The 18,546-nt window shown below is 59.9% G+C and carries 19 protein-coding genes; 7 read left to right on the top strand and 12 right to left on the bottom strand.

Annotated features, from left to right (window positions below):
• Nucleotides 1-66: 66 nt before the first annotated feature.
• Together IB248_RS21765 and IB248_RS21760 are read left to right on the top strand one after the other, a co-directional pair.
• Nucleotides 67-579, top strand: coding sequence for an EipA family protein (locus IB248_RS21765; protein ID WP_245267975.1), 513 nt, complete (start codon nucleotides 67-69; stop codon nucleotides 577-579).
• A gap of 119 nt (nucleotides 580-698) precedes the next feature.
• Nucleotides 699-1,859, top strand: a complete 1,161-nt coding sequence (locus IB248_RS21760; protein ID WP_113470937.1) for a hypothetical protein — start codon at nucleotides 699-701, stop codon at nucleotides 1,857-1,859.
• A gap of 2 nt (nucleotides 1,860-1,861) precedes the next feature.
• On the opposite strand, the gene IB248_RS21755 is transcribed toward IB248_RS21760, so the two are convergent.
• Nucleotides 1,862-2,680, bottom strand: coding sequence for an RNA methyltransferase (locus tag IB248_RS21755; RefSeq protein WP_018858206.1), 819 nt, complete (start codon nucleotides 2,678-2,680; stop codon nucleotides 1,862-1,864).
• 4 nt (nucleotides 2,681-2,684) lie between these two features.
• Nucleotides 2,685-3,071, bottom strand: a complete 387-nt coding sequence (locus IB248_RS21750; protein ID WP_018117282.1) for a hypothetical protein — start codon at nucleotides 3,069-3,071, stop codon at nucleotides 2,685-2,687.
• Between the two features lie 42 nt (nucleotides 3,072-3,113).
• Between IB248_RS21750 and IB248_RS21745 the strand changes: the two genes are divergently transcribed.
• Nucleotides 3,114-4,148, top strand: coding sequence for an RluA family pseudouridine synthase (locus IB248_RS21745; RefSeq protein WP_169683571.1), 1,035 nt, complete (start codon nucleotides 3,114-3,116; stop codon nucleotides 4,146-4,148).
• Between the two features lie 159 nt (nucleotides 4,149-4,307).
• The gene (gene rpoH, locus IB248_RS21740; RefSeq protein ID WP_018117284.1) at nucleotides 4,308-5,216 is read left to right on the top strand and encodes an RNA polymerase sigma factor RpoH; all 909 of its coding nucleotides are present in this window, start codon (nucleotides 4,308-4,310) and stop codon (nucleotides 5,214-5,216) included.
• Nucleotides 5,217-5,289: 73 nt separating this feature from the next.
• Here rpoH and IB248_RS21735 read toward each other — a convergent pair whose 3' ends face one another.
• Both IB248_RS21735 and IB248_RS21730 read right to left on the bottom strand, forming a co-directional pair.
• On the bottom strand, nucleotides 5,290-7,629 hold the full coding sequence (locus IB248_RS21735; RefSeq protein WP_192241681.1) for a hypothetical protein: 2,340 nt from the start codon (nucleotides 7,627-7,629) through the stop codon (nucleotides 5,290-5,292).
• Nucleotides 7,630-7,689: 60 nt separating this feature from the next.
• A complete protein-coding gene (locus IB248_RS21730; protein WP_018117286.1) occupies nucleotides 7,690-8,985 on the bottom strand; it encodes an adenylosuccinate synthase in 1,296 nt (431 codons plus the stop codon).
• Between the two features lie 197 nt (nucleotides 8,986-9,182).
• On the opposite strand from IB248_RS21730, the gene IB248_RS21725 reads away from it, so the two are divergent.
• Nucleotides 9,183-10,100, top strand: coding sequence for a DMT family transporter (locus IB248_RS21725; protein ID WP_192241680.1), 918 nt, complete (start codon nucleotides 9,183-9,185; stop codon nucleotides 10,098-10,100).
• A 213-nt stretch (nucleotides 10,101-10,313) separates the two neighbouring features.
• On the opposite strand, the gene IB248_RS21720 is transcribed toward IB248_RS21725, so the two are convergent.
• The 8 genes from IB248_RS21720 to ung all read right to left on the bottom strand — a co-directional run bounded on the left by IB248_RS21720 (nucleotide 10,314) and on the right by ung (nucleotide 16,045).
• Nucleotides 10,314-11,159, bottom strand: coding sequence for a GNAT family N-acetyltransferase (locus IB248_RS21720; RefSeq protein ID WP_192241679.1), 846 nt, complete (start codon nucleotides 11,157-11,159; stop codon nucleotides 10,314-10,316).
• 290 nt (nucleotides 11,160-11,449) lie between these two features.
• Nucleotides 11,450-11,932 carry a transcription elongation factor GreA gene (gene greA / locus IB248_RS21715; RefSeq protein ID WP_018858200.1) on the bottom strand — a complete coding sequence of 161 codons (483 nt, stop codon included), beginning with the start codon at nucleotides 11,930-11,932 and terminating at the stop codon, nucleotides 11,450-11,452.
• A gap of 376 nt (nucleotides 11,933-12,308) precedes the next feature.
• Nucleotides 12,309-12,431, bottom strand: a complete 123-nt coding sequence (locus IB248_RS32210) for a hypothetical protein (protein WP_281412479.1) — start codon at nucleotides 12,429-12,431, stop codon at nucleotides 12,309-12,311.
• Nucleotides 12,373-12,666: a hypothetical protein gene (locus IB248_RS21710; protein WP_169684512.1), complete on the bottom strand. Its 294-nt coding sequence runs from the start codon at nucleotides 12,664-12,666 to the stop codon at nucleotides 12,373-12,375. The genes IB248_RS32210 and IB248_RS21710 overlap by 59 nt, the downstream gene beginning before the upstream one ends.
• A 41-nt stretch (nucleotides 12,667-12,707) precedes the next feature.
• A complete protein-coding gene (locus IB248_RS21705; RefSeq protein ID WP_192241678.1) occupies nucleotides 12,708-13,481 on the bottom strand; it encodes a Wzz/FepE/Etk N-terminal domain-containing protein in 774 nt (257 codons plus the stop codon).
• A 170-nt stretch (nucleotides 13,482-13,651) separates the two neighbouring features.
• Entirely contained in the window at nucleotides 13,652-14,260 is a 609-nt protein-coding gene (locus IB248_RS21700) for an alpha/beta hydrolase (RefSeq protein WP_192241677.1), read from the bottom strand.
• Nucleotides 14,261-14,273: 13 nt separating this feature from the next.
• On the bottom strand, nucleotides 14,274-15,206 hold the full coding sequence (locus tag IB248_RS21695) for a VOC family protein (protein WP_192241676.1): 933 nt from the start codon (nucleotides 15,204-15,206) through the stop codon (nucleotides 14,274-14,276).
• Nucleotides 15,207-15,334: 128 nt separating this feature from the next.
• Nucleotides 15,335-16,045, bottom strand: a complete 711-nt coding sequence (gene ung, locus IB248_RS21690) for a uracil-DNA glycosylase (protein WP_192241675.1) — start codon at nucleotides 16,043-16,045, stop codon at nucleotides 15,335-15,337.
• A 154-nt stretch (nucleotides 16,046-16,199) separates the two neighbouring features.
• Here ung and IB248_RS21685 point away from each other — a divergent pair, with 154 nt between their 5' ends.
• Both IB248_RS21685 and IB248_RS21680 read left to right on the top strand, forming a co-directional pair.
• Nucleotides 16,200-17,624 carry a phosphomannomutase gene (locus tag IB248_RS21685; protein ID WP_192241674.1) on the top strand — a complete coding sequence of 475 codons (1,425 nt, stop codon included), beginning with the start codon at nucleotides 16,200-16,202 and terminating at the stop codon, nucleotides 17,622-17,624.
• Nucleotides 17,625-17,660: 36 nt separating this feature from the next.
• A partial coding sequence (locus IB248_RS21680) for a mannose-1-phosphate guanylyltransferase/mannose-6-phosphate isomerase (protein ID WP_192241673.1) occupies nucleotides 17,661-18,546 on the top strand: 886 nt, incomplete at its 3' end.

Genomic DNA, 18,546 nt, shown 5'->3' with positions numbered 1-18,546 from the left:
GGAAGACTCTCCGCCATCTGGCGGCTTCTCGTTGCGCTGACATTTTCGCCCCTCGCGCTTGTCCCAATGCAGGCATCGGCGCAGCAGTCTAACGGCGGCCAGTATTCGATGCAGGAAATCGTCGACGCTGGGCACTCGTTCTTCGGCTCGACCAGCGGCGGGCTGGCCAAGGTGATCGAAGCCGCCTTTCAGAAATACGGCCTTCCCAACGGCTATGTCCTCGGCCAGGAAGGTTCCGGAGCTTTCATCGCCGGTCTCACCTACGGCGAAGGCCAGTTGAATACAAAGAATGCCGGTGAGCATCCGCTCTACTGGCAGGGTCCGTCGCTCGGGATCGACTATGGCGGTCAGGGCACGCGCGTCATGATGCTCGTCTACGACCTGCCCTCGACCGACGCCATCTACGCGCGCTTCGGTGGCGTCAGTGGTCAAGCCTTCGTTATCGCCGGCTTCGGCATGACGCTTCTCAAGAACGACAACGTACTGGTGGTGCCGATCCGCACAGGCGTCGGTGCTCGCCTCGGATTGAATGTCGGCTACCTCAAGGTCACCCCTAATCCGACCTGGAATCCCTTCTGATTCCCATCGGCGCAGCGAACTCTCGCTCGCCGTGACCTATCCGCCACTTGCTCTACGCGTCAGGTCCGCTTAATCATTGGTCCTGACGCAACTCAACTTCTGGAAGCCGTGGCCGCGCCGTGATCGAATATGCTCTCTTGTTCGGATTGGGCTTCCTGGCGGCAGCGTTTCTCGTCTTTCTCGTGTCGCCTGCCGTCCACCGCCGCATCGTCTGGTATACGGAAAACCGTATGCGCGCGACCATGCCACTCAGCCCGCAGGAAGTGCGCGCGCAGAAGGATATGGTCCGGGCCCTCTATGCTGCCGAGAACGCCAAGACGACACAGGACCTCGTGCGCGAGCGCGAAAAGTCGCTGGCGCTGCAACTGAAGCATGACTCGCTGGCGCTCGACGCAGGACGGTTTGCCGCCGAGATCGAGGGGCTACAGGCGCAAATCAGCGACATGAGTGTCGAGGCCGCGGAACAGCGCTCGCACCTGCGCAAGGACGAGAACTACATCAGCCAGCTTAAGACGAGCCTCCACATCGCCGAGCAAGCAAGCGCCGCCAAGGAAGGCGAGCTCGACGCTCTTCGCACGCGCCTTAACAAGCTTGCGGAGCAGACCGACAATCTCAAGATCGATCTCGCAGCGCGCGATACCGAAATCGAGAGCCTGACGTTCAAGGCGAACGCAGTCCGCATCGAGCGCGACAATCTTCGCCAGGACGTGAACCTGCTGCAGAAGCGCGCCAAGGATGCGGAGCAGGCGCTCGCCCAGCATGAGCACGCAGTCATCCGGCTCGAGGACAAAGCGGGGCGCGATGCGGCGTCAACGGCCGACAAGGATACGCTTCTCGGACGCCGCCAGCAGGAAATTACCAAGCTGAAGGAACAGATCAAGGCGGCGAATGCCGAGCTGCGCAAGGCAAACCGTGCATTGCGCAACGCTGGACTTCAGCCCGTGGTCGCAGATGCGGTTTCAGAGGAGCGGGCAACCGAGGAAACAATGCCGACTGAGCTCGACACAGCAGCGATTGCAGCGCGCCTGAGCGACGAAGTGCGCAAGCGCAGCGCCGCGGTCTCGGAACAACTTCTGAAAGCGAAATCCGACACCAGCCACGACGGTGCGATACGTGAAGAGATCGCCGGCATTGCTGCAAGCATGGTTGCATTGACCGCTATCAACGAAGGACCCTCCTCACCGATCCGCGACCTTCTGCCGGATGGCACCGACAATCAGGACGGAGAGCGTATCAACCTCGCGCAACGCGCCGCGACAATCCTGTCCGAACCGGGCTGAACTCAGATCAGCTTCGCTGCCGATGACATGGCAAAGAGGGCGATGCCGGTCGCCGTCGCCACATTGAGGCTGTCCAGTCCCTCCGACTGCGGGATCCGCGCGCTTTGAAAACGTTCCAGGAGTGCAGGCGGCAGCCCCTCGCCTTCCGTACCCACGACCAGCGCCATGCGATCGGTTGGCGGTATGGCTCGAATGTCGGTCTCCCCGCGCGGCGAGAGCGTCCAGATTGCAAAGCCACTCGCAGCAAGCCGTGTTAGAACGTCGAGCGCCGTGCCCTTCCGCTCATAGGGAACACTGAGTACGGAGCCGACAGAAACACGTAGCGCCTTGCGATAAAGCGGGTCACACGAAGTCTCATCGAGAAAGATGGCATCCGCCTTGAAGGCGGCCGCATTGCGGAACATCGACCCGGCATTGTCATGGTTGGAAATACCGCAGCCGACAAGGACAAGCGAACGATCGGGCAATCGGTCGACAAGCTCGGTTCCGACCACCTCTCGCCTGCCAAGGGCCAACACGCCTCGATGGAGATGAAACCCGACGATCCGATCTAGGACGTCCGCCTCTGCGACATAGACCGGCACGTCATCAGGCAGTCTCTCGAGGATTGGAGCGACGCCGTCGACACGGTTCCTGAGAAGCAGCACTTTTTCGGTCGCAAAGCGACCGCCGTGGCTCGCTTCCACAAGCACGCGAAGGACTACCGTGCCCTCCGCGATGAAGCGGTTCTGCCGGCCGGTCAGATCGCGCTCGCGGATGTCGCGAAAGTCAGCGATACGAGGATCGTCCGCGCTCTCGATGGCAACGAGGCGAGAGGCCATTGTCCTAGCCGCCGCTGACCGTCACATCGGCAACAATGCGCCCCGACTTGATATCGAAGATGAGCGACTTCTTGATTCCATCGGCTGTCGCGCCAAAGAACATGATCTGGCCTCCCGAGAGCGACGACGACTGGATGACGAAGCCCGACGGCAAAGTTGCCGTGACCGATACCGGCGCATCGGATGGTACACCGGCAGAAGTTACGGCTGTCGGTTCCTTCGCGGGCGCGCGCATCGCTTTGTAGACAACCGCGCCGAAGACAGCCATAAGGCTCACGAACATGATGACGCCTGAGACGATCTGCAGGCGGATCATCTTGCGCCGGACACGTTCCATCGCCGGATCCAGGGGCTTTTCGTCCTGATCGTCTTCTGGCTGGATATTCGTCATATGTGGCGTTCCGTTCTTTAAGTAATTCGGAGAAGAAGCGTCTTGAGCGACCCCTTTAAACAAGCTGCCGGCATTAGAAAAGTCCTCACCGCCGACGAGAACGCCGAAGGCCGTCTTGACGCGTGGATGACCGGACAGCTCGGCGAGGAGTTTTCGCGCAGCCGCGTGAAGGCGCTAATCAAGGAGGGCCAGGTCTCCGTGGGCGGCAAGATCCTCGCCGATCCGCAGAAAAAGGTTCGTCCAGGCGACACCTTCGAGATCCTGCTGCCCGAGCCGGAGGATCCGACGCCCAAGGGCGAGAATATCCCGCTCGATATTCTTTATGAAGACGATGACCTCATCGTCATTTCCAAGCCGGCCGGTCTCGTGGTGCACCCCGCGGCTGGCAATTGGACGGGCACGCTCGTCAACGCGTTGATCTATCATTGCGGCGACAGTCTTTCCGGTATCGGCGGTGTGCGCCGTCCGGGCATCGTCCACAGGCTGGACAAGGACACCACAGGTGTCATGGTCGTCGCCAAGAACGACATCTCCCATCGCCATCTGTCGCTGCAATTCGCCGACCATGGGCGGACCATGCCGCTGGAGCGGGCTTACCAAGCGATTGTCTGGGGCCGCCCTCGCACGCTGACTGGAACGATCGATGCACCGCTCGGCCGCGCCGTCGGCGACCGCACGCGTCGCGCCGTCAAGCGATCCGAGACGCAGGATGCCGACGAGGCGATCACCCACTACGAAGTGCTCGAACGCTTCCATGAGAATCCTGATGCCACGTCGCTAGCCTCGCTGGTCGAGTGCCATCTCGAAACCGGCCGCACCCATCAGATCCGCGTCCACATGGCACATATCGGCCATCCGCTACTCGGCGACACCGTCTACGGAGCAGGTTTCAAAACAAAGGCAAACCTGCTTCCGGTTGCCGCCAGGAAGACCGTGAATGCCTTCGGAAGACAGGCGCTCCACGCCTACATGCTGCAATTCGAGCACCCTCGCACCGGCGAGGTCATGCACTTCGAGGTGCCTCTGCCCGAGGACATGGAAGAGTTGGCAGACGCCCTGCGTGCGGAGCGAGAGTAACGCCTTCGTGAAGCGGTGTATGGTCTTGAACCCCTGTTCCGCCATACTTATCTGTATATTGACTTAGTGCGGGCTTGGATAAAGCCGCATGTCCCGGTTTGCCTTTCGACGCAGGGGCGCGTTCCATTGGGAACCGGAATTCAGATAGGAGGGTGCTTTATGGCCCGAAATAACTTGCCGTCCATTACCGCCGGCGAAAACGGTCTCAATCGCTATCTCGACGAAATCCGCAAATTTCCGATGCTGGAGCCGCAGCAGGAATACATGCTGGCGAAGCGCTATGCGGAACACGGCGATCGCGAAGCGGCACACAAACTCGTCACCAGCCACCTGCGCCTCGTTGCGAAGATCGCAATGGGCTACCGCGGCTATGGCCTACCAATCGGCGAAGTCGTCTCTGAAGGCAATGTCGGCCTGATGCAGGCCGTCAAGAAGTTCGATCCGGAGCGCGGCTTCCGTCTTGCCACCTATGCCATGTGGTGGATCAAGGCCTCAATCCAGGAATACATCCTGCGTTCGTGGTCTCTGGTGAAGATGGGTACGACCGCCAACCAGAAGCGGCTGTTCTTCAATCTGCGTCGCCTCAAGGGCCGTATCCAGGCCATTGACGATGGCGACCTGAAGCCGGAACACGTTGCTGAGATCGCCACCAAGCTGAACGTCTCCGAGGAGGAGGTCGTTTCGATGAACCGTCGCCTTTCCGGCGATGCCTCGTTGAACGCACCGATCAAGGCCTCGGAAGGCGAATCCGGTCAATGGCAGGATTGGCTCGTCGACGACCATGACAGCCAGGAAGAGGTTCTTATCGAACAGGATGAGCTCGACACGCGCCGCCGCATGCTGGCGAAGGCGATGAGCGTTCTGAACGACCGCGAGCGCCGTATCTTCGAGGCACGTCGCCTCGCGGAAGATCCGGTGACCCTGGAAGACCTCTCGTCCGAATTCGACATTAGCCGCGAACGCGTTCGTCAGATCGAGGTCCGCGCCTTCGAAAAGGTCCAGGATGCCGTCCGCAAGGACGCTCTCGAACGCGCCAAGGCCGTTCGCGTGGTCGAAGCGACCGCGTAACGCCATTGCAATTTCAAATCAAAAAGGGCGGGACCGATGGTCCCGCCCTTTCTTTTATCCATTCGACAGGCGCTTATTGGCTGGTCGATACATCGCCAAAAGCAGCCCATTCCTTGATCGCGGCGTTGAACGCCTCGCCGCCCGTAGTACCCTTCTGCATCGTCAGAAGCGCGCGGCGACCATTGCGGTAGGTGATCGGCATATCGATCCAGTCGCGGCTTGAAAGGAGATCGAGGTTCGCCTTGCGCGCATCCGGATAGTCGTTCAGCGCGATCATGTGGAAATCGTCGGTGATCTTTGCCGGAACGGCAATCAGGGCGTCGCCCCGATCCTGTTCGGTTCGCTTCATCGAGATACGCTGAACGCTCTCGATAGCGCCACCTTCAAAGTTCGGCGGCAGCGAGAAAACCACCTCGACGATGTGGCTGGCCGGCAGCGACGCATCGGAATTGCGCTTGAAGGTAAGCTGCGCCGACAGATTGCGTTCTGGAACAGTCACGGTCCCCTGTACGGTCGCTTCCTGCCTGCCATCCGGGCCTGTCTCGTGCTGAAGACTCCAGACGACCGAGCCCTGGATGGCGGTCGGTGAACTCTGACCGATCCGCTCTTCGTACAGGAACATCTTCTCGGAGGAGCCGACCGGCGCAGCTTGCGTGGCTCCAGCCGCCGGCGGCGTCGTCGCGGGTGCGGTGGCAGCCGGGACGGCAGGTGTCGTCGAGGTCGCGGGCGGCGTCGGATCCGCTGCAGCAACGTTCTGCTCGGCTACCGACTTTCCTTCCGCCGTAGGCGTTCCCGGAACGGAGGCCGGACCGTTGTCGACTTCGGTGCCATCGGCAAGAAGCCGCTGGTTGAACTTGTTGTTGACGGAAGCCCCGTCATTCAAGGACGCAACTTCCTTGTTTGCCTCAGCTGGCTTCGCATCGCTCCTCTGGGGCGCCGCATCCGGCTTGGCAGGCGTCTGCTCGTTCTTCGCGCTCTGCGAGGGAGCAGCGCTGACGAGGTTTTTCACCATTGACGACAGCGCGTCCCGATTGATCCAGGCAGCGTATCCGCCACCACCGACCACGCCAAGCGCAATGAGGATCGTCACGATGGAGCCAATGCCGAAGCGACGGCGCTTCGGCTCCATGCGCAGGTTCTTACCCTGGAACTTAGCAGCAACAGCACTGTCGAGATCGGCGGCCGGAATGCCATCATCATCTTCGGCAACCACGCCGCGGTTGTCGTATCCGCGAAGCGGCTTTGCCTCCTGCCAATTGGTTTCCGGTACAGCTTTTGCCGGCGTCCCATGAATTTCGGAGAAGAGATCGCCGTCATCGAAATGAGCGTTGATCGGAACTTTCTTGCCGTTTTCGATCGGTGGCAGATCGTCGAAGGCTGCGGCCTCCCAGGAGAAGCCCTCATTCGCGGCGGGCATCTTCACGCCGCCCGGCGTATGGTCGAATCCCGTGATGACGTCTTCAAACGCGCGCGCCGCTTCGTTGGCCGGAGCAACCGGCGCAGATTCCGAAAACTGCCTGAGTTCTTCGAGCGCCCAATCCGTCTGCGCATCCTTGGCCGGAGGTGCAGGCGTTTCCTCTACTGGCTCTGCCCACACCGGATCGAAATGCGCAGCGGCATCCGCTTGGAGCGGCTCCTCCTGGCTGCGATCCACGAATTCTTCCGGCGGACGATCCAGCCCATAGACGGGCTCGACAAGGCGATTGGTCAGGTCGTAGTCGCGAGCAATTGGCTGCAGAACCGGCTCTTCGTCGGGCGGCTCGGGCGGCTCGACAACAGGCTCCTCGACTGCGCCAACATACTCCTCGTGACCGTACTGCTCCTCGCGAGCGACGTCGTCTTCATGAGCGGCCTGCCAATGCTCGACAGGCTCGGCTTCCCCGACAGGAGCGCGCGGCTCTTCATGCTCCCAATGTGCGTCCTGCTGCGCGGTGTGTTCCTGTTCGGCAGCGACAGGCTCCTCATAATGAGGCGTAGGTTCTTCGTGATAGGGCGCAGGCTCTTCGACCGGCTCTTCGTAGGCAGGCGCAGGTTCTTCGGCTGCCATCTGCTCTTCGTGAACCGGCGTTTCATGCGCCGGCTCCTCGACCACAGCTTCGCTGGCAACCGGTTCGGGAACGGCCGCTTCCGGCTCGTTGGCCGCTTCGGCGCTTGCCTCAACCTCAGGCTCGGCGGCTAGCGCTGCATCGTCGACCAGAACGGCTTCTGCGTGTTCGGCTTCGACTTCGCGGATTGCAGCTTCGAGTTTTTCAAGCTGCCGTTGCAGCATCGCTTCCGGTGGGCGCGGCTTCATATTCTCGAGCTGCCGCTGAACAGCACCGCGAGCACGCTCGTAGACTTTCACCCGCATCTCGGGAGTATTTTCAGACAGGCCGTCAACCGCCCGCCGGATAACTGCGATAAAATCCGCCATTCGTACTTTCTCTAAGAGTGCGGTCCGCCCTGCGAACCGCACAAATAATGACCCGCGACCTTAGTCCTCAAACGGATCGGTCACAAGTATCGTGTCGTCGCGCTCAGGACTTGTAGACAAGAGAGCGACGGGCGCCCCGATCAGTTCTTCGACCTGGCGAACATACTTGATTGCCTGGGCCGGCAGATCAGCCCAGCTGCGTGCACCGACAGTCGATTCCTTCCAGCCTTCCAGCGTGATGTAGATCGGCTCTACGCGGGCCTGGGCAGCCTGGCTAGCCGGAAGATAATCGATCTCTTTGCCGTCAAGCTTGTAGGCGACGCAGATCTTCAGTTCGTCGAGACCGTCGAGAACGTCGAGCTTGGTTAGCGCGATGCCCGTGATGCCCGATGTCTTCACCGTCTGGCGGACCAGAACCGAATCGAACCAGCCGCAGCGGCGCGGACGACCGGTATTGACGCCGACTTCGCGACCAACTGTCGAAAGATGCTTGCCGATCTCATCGTTCAGTTCGCACGGGAACGGACCTTCGCCCACGCGCGTCGTGTAAGCCTTGGTGATGCCGAGAACATAGCCGATTGCCGTCGGGCCGAGACCCGAGCCGGCGGCGGCCTGACCGGCAACCGTGTTCGACGAGGTGACGAAGGGATAGGTGCCGTGGTCGTTGTCGAGCAGCGCACCCTGCGCACCTTCGAACAGGATGCGGGCACCGGCCTTGCGCTGGTCGTCGAGGATACGCCAGACCTGGTCGACATAAGGCAGAACCTGGTCGGCGACCTCGTTCAGTTCCTTCTCGAGCGATTCCACCGAAATCTCCGGCAGTCCGAGGCCGCGGCGCAGCGCATTGTGGTGCGTCAGCAGACGGTCGATCTTGGCCGGCAGCGCTTCCTTGTCGGCCAGGTCGATGGCGCGGATCGCGCGGCGACCGACCTTGTCTTCATAAGCCGGGCCGATGCCGCGGCGAGTGGTACCGATCTTGGTTCCGCTGTTGGAAGCCGCGTCTTCGCGGAAGCCATCGAGGTCGCGGTGCAGCGACAGGATCAGCGGTGCGTTGTCCGCGATGCGCAGCACCTCGGGCGTTACATTGACACCCTGCGCGCGCAGCTTCGCGACTTCGGCGACGAAATGATGCGGATCGACGACGACGCCATTGCCGATGACACTGAGTTTGCCGCGCACGAGGCCGGATGGCAGAAGGGCAAGCTTGTAGCTGACACCGTCGATGACCAGCGTGTGGCCCGCATTGTGTCCGCCCTGATAGCGCACGATCACATCGGCGCGTTCCGAAAGCCAATCGACAATCTTGCCTTTGCCTTCGTCACCCCATTGCGAACCGACTACAACTACGTTCGTCATTCACGTCTTCCTGTTAAAGGCGGATTTAACCGCACCCTTCTCAAACCCGCGCATCTATAAAGCTTTGTCACCGGGAAATCGACCCTGTTATGCCGCCGAAATCGGCTTTTTACGTGACAAATCAGCCATCATCGGGCTATTGGCCGATCATGTCCCAAGGTTGAGAACCACATCGCCGTCATCTGGAAGAATCGCCTGTGCAGGTCGCCGCTTATATTTCTCTCGTCGTCGCGGCACTATGCTGGGGCGGAAACGCGGTGGCGGGCAAGCTCGCGCTCGGGCACGTCAGCCCGATGACGCTGACGTTTCTGCGCTGGTGCCTTGCGACGGCACTCATTGCCGCCGTTTCCGTACCGCAATTGAAGCGCGACTGGCCGATCGTCCGCAAGAACCTGCCGCTGCTCTTCTTCTACGGCATCATCGGCTATACGCTTTTCAACGCGATGCTTTACTCGGCCGTCCAGTACACAACCGTGATCAATGTTGCGATCGAGCAGGCCGGGATCCCGATGCTGATCTTCCTGCTGAACTTCGTCTTCTTCCGCACAGGCGTTTCTACAGCACAGATAGTCGGCTTCGCCATGACGCTCGGCGGCGTCGCATTGACCGCCGCGCATGGTGACCTGACGACCCTGCTGCAGCTCGGTCTCAACCGTGGCGACGGCCTCATGCTGATCGCCGTAGCCGCCTATTCTGTCTACACGATTTTTCTACGCTGGAAACCGCCCCTTGATTGGCGCACGCTGATGGCGATCCCCGCCCTCGGCGCGACGCTGACAGCAGTGCCACTTCTCATCTGGGAGGGCACGCAAGGTGCTGTGCAATTGCCAGACAACAAGGGCTGGCTGATTGCCTTCTACACTGCCATCTTCGCGTCCCTGCTTGCCCAGATCCTCTATATCAAGGGCGTCGAGGCGATCGGCGCAAATCGCGCCGGGCTCTTCATCAACCTCGTGCCGGTCTTCGGAACGCTGTTGTCCGTGGCGCTGCTTGGCGAGCATCTTCAGCCGTTCCATGTGATCGCGCTTGCGCTCGCTTTGGGCGGCATTGCCATCGCCGAAAAAGGCCGTCCCCAGCGCGCAGTCTCGACCGTCCCCGCCTCGCCTATGGACTAGAGCTTTCAGAAAATTGAAACGTTCTGCCGGAGCAGGTTTTCGACAGGGCAGGAACGATTGATGAAGGACATACCCCAAGGTACGTCCGAGCCGGTCGCCGCTGTTCCTGGCGGAACGATGCCCGGCCTCACGGGCTGGCTGAAACGGGCCGCCTGATCGACCGACCGACTCCGTTTGAGCCAACAGAACGCTTCGATTTAACCCCGAAAGGCGCTAGCCGAGTTCCAGGGTCGTCACGCCGAAAATGCTCCTGAGCGGAACGACCGGCGCTGTGCCCCGATACATCCGCGCCGTTTCGAAGACGGGCGCCAAGCCCAGGCTCTCGGCAAGTTCAATGGCCTCGCCATTGTTGGTGGGAACATCGATGAAGACCTTCGCTCCCTTGGCATGCTGCGCCAGAACCGAAATCAGAGCCGCCGCGCTATCCCTGTCGCCTGCAAACAGCGGGCCGATCTTGTAGCCCTCGTAGCAACGGCGGATGGTTCCGTAGCCGCGAATCTTGCCACGCTTGCGCACCACGGCCGAGTGCCTGTCCTTGCGAGTAGCACACCATGACGCCACGAAGGTTGGCCGCGGCGCCGGAAAGATCATCGCGTCATAGCGCAGCAATCCGTCGAGTCTATCCGAGACAGCGTGGGCAACCAGTGTTGATTCCGGCAAGGCAGAGATCACGCCACCATAGCGAACCGTCCGATAGGCCTCTTCGAACCCGGCCTTTCGGTAATTGTCCTGTTGTGCGGGCACACCATCCAGACCGATGCTACGGCCCTCAGCCGACATCATCCCGGCATTCCAAATGGCCTTGCCGTAGCCCCTGCCCCGAAAATCCGGATGGACGATAAAAAGACCGAGGAAAGCAAAATCCTCGCCATATTTGACGACTGAGATCGAGGCGACGGGCACCTCCCCGATCACGCCCACGAAAAATCCCGACGGGTCCGCATCGTGAAAGGCAACCGAATCGTCGAGGCCGGGATTCCATCCCTCCTGACGTGCCCACTCGAGCACTAGCTCCAACTCACCGGGTCGCATCGGACGAACGGTAAACTCCGAATTCATGCAACGTCCCTAATCAGATCGACCGCAGTTGAGAGCCTGCGGGATAAATAAAGATCAAAGTCTAACAGCCGTAAAGCCACCCGACGGCAAAGAAACATGTTCATGGCTGAAGCGATCTGCAGCGATCGTCATGAAGTACGAGCCGAAATTCTTTGCATCGCAATCATCATGGAACAGGGAGATTACAATCTCAAGATAATTACTTAATAGAGCATGAAGACGGGTTAAGAGCCATAAGCTGTTCGAAAATCGGACAGCCATCGCTTTCGCATCAGCTAAGGAAAAAGCGCCTAACCGATGGCGATGACCTCGAGTTCTTGACCGCCGACGCTGACGACATCTCCAACCGTCTTGCCGGTGAGAGCCCTGGCCACCGGGGATACGAAGGAAATCGATCCGGTTTTCGGATCGGCTTCATCCTCTCCGACGATACGGTAGGTCTGCACGCGTCCGTCGTCCCGGCTGAAGGTCACGCTGGTTCCAAAGGCGACGACATCAAGCGAAATCGGCTCAGGGATGACCTGCGCCGTACGGACTCGGGCAGCAAAGTAGCGCAGATCCCGCAACGGATTTGCCGCCTGTCGCCGCCGTTCGTTCACGTCTTCAATGGAGTTCGCGGCATCGTAGGCCTCGCGCGCTTGCTGCAGCTGCAATTCCAGGGCCTTGAAGCCCGCTTCCGTAACGAGGTTCGGATGCGGCGAAATTGGACGGTCCGGCAAAAGTGTTTCCGAAGCAGCTTCGGCACTTTCTTCTTTGACGAAGGCTACACTCAATTTCAAAACTCCGCTTTGTGGTCTCTGGTCTCGCAGCGCATAGGCGATGGGTCGCCACCGCGGTCGATCTTATACCATCTCTTCCACTGGTCACAGCCGCACTTGAAGAGCGACTGCCCTTCGCCCTTCCAAACAAGCCATTTGAGCCAGTGATTGCCACAAACCGCCCGGTCGATTTCCGCAGACTAGTCGGTCGCCGAGTGGAATTATCCCCGCTTTCTCCAGCCGAAATAGGATCACATTCCCATTCATTACTGTGGAGCCTTTTATGTTTCTCGGTCTCAGTGTCAATCCAACGCAAGCAGCGCGTCGCGCCATACCAAAGCGGCGTTCTATCGTCGCCTTCGGGGACAGCCTGACAGCAGGCGCGGGCGCGTCAGACCGAGAGCGGGGCGGAGATGATCGTGTCGGAGAGACCGCGACCGTGCGGCTTCTCAACTTCACTCCCCGCCTGATCGGGCGTGACCGAGGCCAGCGGGACATTCAGGACCGCACTCACCTGATCTTCGCTCGTGAAGCCGCCGATGGAAAACTCTCGTAGCAGGGCACCCCCCGACGCCCGCACCCAACGCCACGATGGCCATGATGGCCATGATGCCGAGCACCAGACCTTTCCGCGGATAGGACGGCTCGATCGGGGCAAGGGCTGCGGAAACCACGCGACCGTCAGCCACCTGGAGGCTGGCTTGGGCTTCAAAGTCCTGCAATCGCGTCAAAAGGTTCTGGTATTGCACCCTCGCGACCTGTGCCGACTGCTGGAGCGCGTAGAATTTTGTCAGGACCTCCGCCGATAGACCGCGCCCGTACCCCTCTGGTGCGCATCGGATGTCGTCTCGCCAAACTGCGCATCCGCAAGCCGCAGTTGCGAGAGAGAACCGGCTGCCTGGAGATCACTATGGGATGTGACGAAAAGGTAGAGATTGCGTTCATTCTGCGCAAGCACATCTCTGGCGGCCGTCACCTGATGTTCAAGGATCTTCCCGGCTGAAACGGTGTTCGCCACTTTGGCTTCGACCTGCTTCCTGATGTAGACGGTCGTTCCAAGATTCGCGAGACGCGCGGCTTTGTCCGCATCATCCGATGTCACGCCCACACTGATAAGATAGGTCAAGCCTTCGCGGCGAACCCGAACGGCATCCTTGAAAGCCGACAGCACTTCACCCGGCGCCGCATCGCCTGAGGGCGTGTCGGCAGCGAGCCCAGCGGCGGAGAGTAATCGGCCGTTGAAACGGTTGAGAGCAAACTCTGGATCGGAGAGAAGATTGCCGTTCCTGATTGCCTCCAGCAGCACCGCATCGGATTGAATGATATGAACCTCGCCTTCCACCCGGGAATTATCGGTAAGGCCGCTACTCGTGGCAGCGTCCGGGTCGAGCAGATTCTTCGAACTTGTATCGACAAGAACCAACGATTGGGCGGTGTAGCGAGGTGTGAACGAGAAGACGATGACGAGGCTCAGCAGGAAGATCGGCAATCCCACCAGCAATATTGTCCGAGCCTGTCGGTGGGCCAATCCAATCAGCATTCGAACGTCTGCGACATCGTTCATGCGAATGCAACCCTTCAACTCGTTACAGCAAAATACTCGCTAAGGTTTCGTCGCGCGAACAATCATCACAACAAAAAGGCTTCACAACCAAAAATAAGCCTATTGGATTATCACCCTCTGCATTCGAAGGAGCCCTGTCGGATGGCCGATGACCATCCGACAGCAGTGGCTTACCGGTACGGCTCGAAGAGCCTGTGGATGGCGTCGATTTCATTCTGCCTGATATCGTGACCACCTGCATGCCATTCCGTCTTGACGGAAGCGTGTTGGCTCTCGAAGTAATCCGCCAGGGCCTTCGTCACGGGCGCAGGGCTGATCGGGTCGCGTTCGCCTGCCGTGATCAGTATCTCGCGCCCGCTCAAGGCGGGGTTTGCCATCGGTTGGAACGGGATCAACGGATGCATCAGAACCGATGCATCGAACAATCCCTTCTCGATCAACACATTGGCGAGGATATTTGCCCCATTTGAGAAACCCAGGCCGAGCACGTCGCTTGCCTCATGTTGCTTCGCCAGCGCCGCGACAAAGGATGCAAGCTTCTCGGTTGCACGGGCGAGGTCCGCCATGTCGTAGACGCCCTCGCCGGTACGCTTGAAGAAGCGTGCGGCACCAAACTCCGAGACGTCCCCACGCGGAGAGACAATCGTCGCCTCCGGCAGCAGGCGCCGCCCGAAATCAAAGAATTGGTTTTCATCCCCGCCCGTTCCGTGCAGCACGAACAGAATGGGCTTTCCGGGTGCACCGGCCTGCAGCCGGTGCACATAGCTGTTATCGGTCATTTGTGCGTCCCCTTTAAGCCTCAAGCGGCTGCAAGTGCTGCTCGATGAGAGCGCGCAAGTGCTGGTGCTGCTGTGGCAGCTTCAGTGCCTCGCCAAGATGCGCAGTGTCTTCGTCCCGGTTGAAGCCGGGCTCGTTGGTCGCAATCTCGAACAGGATGCCGCCCGGGGTCCGGAAGTAGATCGCCCAGAAATAGTCACGGTCGATGACGGGCGTGACCTGGTAGCCGGTATCCATCAGCGCCTTGCGGACCTCAAGCTGTTTCGCACGATTTTCTACGGCAAAGGCCACGTGATGCACGGACCCTGCACCTGGCAAAGCGCGTGAAACGTTCGGCATGGTTTCCAGATCGACGAGATGCGCGCCATTCCCACCCGGAATAGTCAGGCGCTTGACACCATCACGCTCTTCCTGGACTTCGTAGCCCATGAACTTGAGCAGTTCTGACGTGGCGCCATCGTCACGCAAACGCATGGCCACCGAATGGAAGCCACGAATCGCGTTATCCTCGCTGATACCACCGTGTGTCCAAGGCTGGCGGCTGTCATCCTTGACTTCGACAAGGGCAAAGCCATCACCATCGGGACCGGCAAAATTCAGACGCTTCTCGCCGAATGTCTCCTCAGTCTTCAGGCCGGTGACATTCAACTTGTTCAAGCGATCGCTCCAGAAGCCGATCGAGCCCTGCGGGACCGAGAAAACGGTGGTTCCAACTTCACCGGTTCCCGGACGACCTTGCGCCATCTTCGGAAATGGGAAGTACGTCATGATCGTGCCGGGTGCACCGGTTTCGTCACCATAATAGAGGTGATAAACGTCGGGCGCGTCGAAATTCACGGTCTTCTTGACGCGACGCAGACCGAGGGCGTTAGTGAAGAATTGGTTGTTTGTGCGGGCATCCTCCGCCATGGACGTGACGTGGTGCAGACCCTTGATTTGATCGAGCATTTAAGACCCCTTTCTTGCCCGCCTCGCGGGCTTCGTATGGGGTATAGATGATCGCTCCGGACCAATTGGAATAGCCCCGAGGACCGGAACGCATTGTCTCTTTTTAGTGAACGACAGAAGACAATCGTTCAGAAGAGTTGGGCGTCGCCGGGGTTCGTCGGCAATTGCCAGTCGATTGGCCCTCGACCGTGCGTCTGCAAAAACGCATTGGCCTTGGAGAAATGGCCGCAACCGAAAAAGCCGTTATGAGCAGAGAGCGGAGAGGGGTGTGGCGCCTTCAGCACGAGGTGACGCCTTATATCCACGAAGGCTGCCTTGCGCTGGGCATAGGAGCCCCAGAGCATGAAGACGACGGCATCGCATTCATTGTTGACCTTGCCAATGACGGCGTCGGTGAATCGCTCCCAGCCCTTGCCCTGGTGCGACGCGGCCTGGGCCTCCTCCACAGTGAGCACGCTGTTCAGCAACAGGACGCCCTGCCGTGCCCAATGCTCCAGAAATCCGTGTCGCGCCGGTGTAATCCCCAGATCGCTCTGCATCTCCTTGTAGATGTTGACGAGTGAAGGCGGAATGCGAACGCCTGGTCGAACACTGAAACACAGGCCGTGCGCCTGCCCTAGCCCGTGATAGGGATCCTGGCCCAGAATCACGACCTTGACGTTTGCCAGCGGCGTCAGATCGAGCGCACGGAAATATTCCGATCCCTTGGGAAATATCCGTTTGCCTCCCTGCTTCTGTGCGACGAGGAACGCCTTGAGCTGCTGCATATAGGGGCTGGAAAATTCGCCGGCGAGAGCGTCCCTCCAGCCCTCCTCCAGTGCGATTGATTGTTCATTCATCGACGATCCTCATCGGCGCGTGGGCGCCTTCGGCTTGTCTCGAGCCGGGAATTGGCAAACATTTTATTGTTCACCGGAGTTCACTATCTACGAACACCTAGTAGATTGAGGTCGAATCGCTGGCGAATTCAAGCGCATCCGGGGCTTATTCAGAATGAAATTCGGAACCAGTGGGCTTCGCGGCCTGTCTGTCGACCTTAAGGGCCGGGCTTCGGCGCTTTATGCCACAGCCTTTGGCCGCTATCTGCTCGACCGTGGAATGACCCGCCCCGGTGACACTATCCTGATCGGTCATGACTTCAGGGATTCCAGCCCGGAGATCGTTGCAAACTGTGCCGATGCACTTGATCGCCTTGGATTCAAGGTCCGCGACTGCGGCACGGTGCCAACACCGGCGCTGGCGCTTTACGGACTTCAGAAAAAAGCTGCGGGTCTCATGGTGACAGGCTCGCACATCCCCGCCGATCGCAATGGCATCAAGTTCTATCGGTCGGACGGAGAAATCGACAAAACGGACGAAGCAGCGATCACGACTGTCGCGACAGAACTCGATCGTGCCGGCTTTACGTTTGTCCCCCGCAGTGCCGGGATGCAAAGCCAATCCGTCGAATGCCTGGCGCTCTTCCGCGAACGGAATGCCAATATTCTTCCCACGGAAGCGCTCTCAAGCTTGAAAGTCGGCGTCTACCAGCACAGCACGGTCGCCCGTGACCTGCTCGTGGAACTTTTGGAACATTACGGCGCAACGGTCGTGCCGTTTGGCCGCTCGGAAACATTCGTTCCGGTCGACACCGAGGCGGTTTCGGAGGAGACGATCGCCAACCTCAAGCAGGTCGCAAGACAGCATGGCCTCGACGCCATGGTCTCTGCGGATGGTGATGGCGATCGCCCGTTGGTGGCGGACGAAACCGGGACGCCGCTGCGTGGCGATTTGCTCGGCCTGATCGCCGCGAACTTTCTCGGTGCGACATCGGTTGTGACACCCGTGACATCGAATTCCGGCATCGAAGCCGCCGGTCGCTTCAGCGTCATTCGCACGCGTGTTGGCTCTCCGTTCGTCATATCAGGGATGCAAGAAGCACTCGCGGCTGGCCGGACTCGCGTGGCAGGCTTCGAAGCGAACGGCGGCCTGCTCACCGCGAGTGAATTCGAGGTCAACGGTCACACGCTGAAGGCCCTGCCGACACGCGACTGCTTCGTCCCCATCCTGGCGGCGCTTTCCCTTGCTGCCTCCAAACGGCAGCCTCTTTCGGTGGTCGCCGCGTCCTTCAATCTGCCATTTGCCGCGGCCGACCGGCTTGAGAATTTTCCGGTTGAGACCAGTGCCCGGTTGATGGCCTATCTTCGCGCCGCACCCACCAATCTCGCGGCGTTCCTGCAGCCGATCGGCGAGGTTGGCAGCGCCAGCGATATTGACGGCCTTCGTGTTACGCTGGCGGATCGCCGCATCATCCATTTCCGCCCGTCCGGCAATGCCCCCGAAATGCGCTGCTACGCCGAGGCGGAAACCGAAGAAGCCGCCGCGACGTTGCTGCACACTGGTCTGGAGCGAATCCGCTGGTGGGCGCAGGTGGGTTGATCGGCGAAGCAAGACAGATATTCGAGGACACTCCATATGACACAGAAGATCGTTCCCGTGATAATGGCTGGCGGCAAGGGCACTCGTCTCTGGCCGCTGTCACGCGCCGCAGCGCCTAAGCAGTTCATCCGCTTTATCGGCGACAAGACATTGTTCCAGGAAACGCTGCTGCGCGTGTCCGATCCCGCGCTTTACGAAGCACCCGTCATCCTGACCAACGAGGAGTTTCGCTTCCTCGTTGCCGAGCAGGCGCGTGAGTTGGACATCGGCCTTGCGGCAATCCTGCTCGAACCGGTTGCTCGAAACACCGCGGCGGCAGTTGCGGCGGCCGCAACGCTCGTGCGTGATCGCTTTGATGAAGACACGGTCATGCATGTGCTCGGCTCCGACTACGAGATCGTCGCTGACGACACCTATTTTGAGTGCGTTCGCATCGCTGCCGCCACCGCCGCCCAGGGTAAGCTGGTAACCTTCGGCATCCAGCCTACCGAGCCAGCAACCGGCTACGGCTACATCGAAGGTGGGAAGACACTCCCGACGGGCGCACGAACGGTCGCGCGCTTCATTGAGAAACCGCCGCTTGCCAAGGCCGAAGACATGGTCGCGACTGGAGGTTTTTACTGGAACTCCGGGATGTTCATGTTCTCGGTCTCAGGCGTGCTTGCCGAGATGCGAAGCTATGCCGCGCCGGTCCTCAAAGCTGCGGCCGACGCCATTGCAAAAGGTGTCAGAGATCTCGACTTCATCCGCCTCGACAAGGCAGCGTTCGCAACCAGCCCGAACATCTCGATCGATTATGCCATCATGGAAAAGACGAGCAACGCCGCCGTCGTCCCCTCGCCCTTCAAGTGGTCCGATCTCGGCAGCTGGGATTCCGTCTGGAAGAGCGGCAGCCGCGACGAAAATGGCAATGTGGCAGCCG

It is taken from the genome of Rhizobium sp. RHZ01, from assembly GCF_014851595.1.
Classification (GTDB): Bacteria; Pseudomonadota; Alphaproteobacteria; order Rhizobiales; family Rhizobiaceae; genus Rhizobium; species Rhizobium altiplani.
The sequence above is the reverse complement of the archived record's forward strand: the minus strand, read 5'-3'. Positions and strand labels throughout refer to the sequence as shown.

Excerpts from the sequence above, each read along its gene's own strand:
- IB248_RS21765 (WP_245267975.1), top strand. The coding sequence starts at position 67 with ATGCAGGCATCGGCGCAGCAGTCTAACGGCGGCCAGTATTCGATGCAG.
- IB248_RS21755 (WP_018858206.1), bottom strand. The coding sequence starts at position 2,680 with ATGGCCTCTCGCCTCGTTGCCATCGAGAGCGCGGACGATCCTCGTATC.
- IB248_RS21750 (WP_018117282.1), bottom strand. The coding sequence starts at position 3,071 with ATGACGAATATCCAGCCAGAAGACGATCAGGACGAAAAGCCCCTGGAT.
- rpoH (WP_018117284.1), top strand. The coding sequence starts at position 4,308 with ATGGCCCGAAATAACTTGCCGTCCATTACCGCCGGCGAAAACGGTCTC.
- IB248_RS21735 (WP_192241681.1), bottom strand. The coding sequence starts at position 7,629 with ATGGCGGATTTTATCGCAGTTATCCGGCGGGCGGTTGACGGCCTGTCT.
- IB248_RS21730 (WP_018117286.1), bottom strand. The coding sequence starts at position 8,985 with ATGACGAACGTAGTTGTAGTCGGTTCGCAATGGGGTGACGAAGGCAAA.
- IB248_RS21720 (WP_192241679.1), bottom strand. The coding sequence starts at position 11,159 with ATGAATTCGGAGTTTACCGTTCGTCCGATGCGACCCGGTGAGTTGGAG.
- IB248_RS21705 (WP_192241678.1), bottom strand. The coding sequence starts at position 13,481 with ATGAACGATGTCGCAGACGTTCGAATGCTGATTGGATTGGCCCACCGA.
- IB248_RS21700 (WP_192241677.1), bottom strand. The coding sequence starts at position 14,260 with ATGACCGATAACAGCTATGTGCACCGGCTGCAGGCCGGTGCACCCGGA.
- IB248_RS21695 (WP_192241676.1), bottom strand. The coding sequence starts at position 15,206 with ATGCTCGATCAAATCAAGGGTCTGCACCACGTCACGTCCATGGCGGAG.
- ung (WP_192241675.1), bottom strand. The coding sequence starts at position 16,045 with ATGAATGAACAATCAATCGCACTGGAGGAGGGCTGGAGGGACGCTCTC.
- IB248_RS21685 (WP_192241674.1), top strand. The coding sequence starts at position 16,200 with ATGAAATTCGGAACCAGTGGGCTTCGCGGCCTGTCTGTCGACCTTAAG.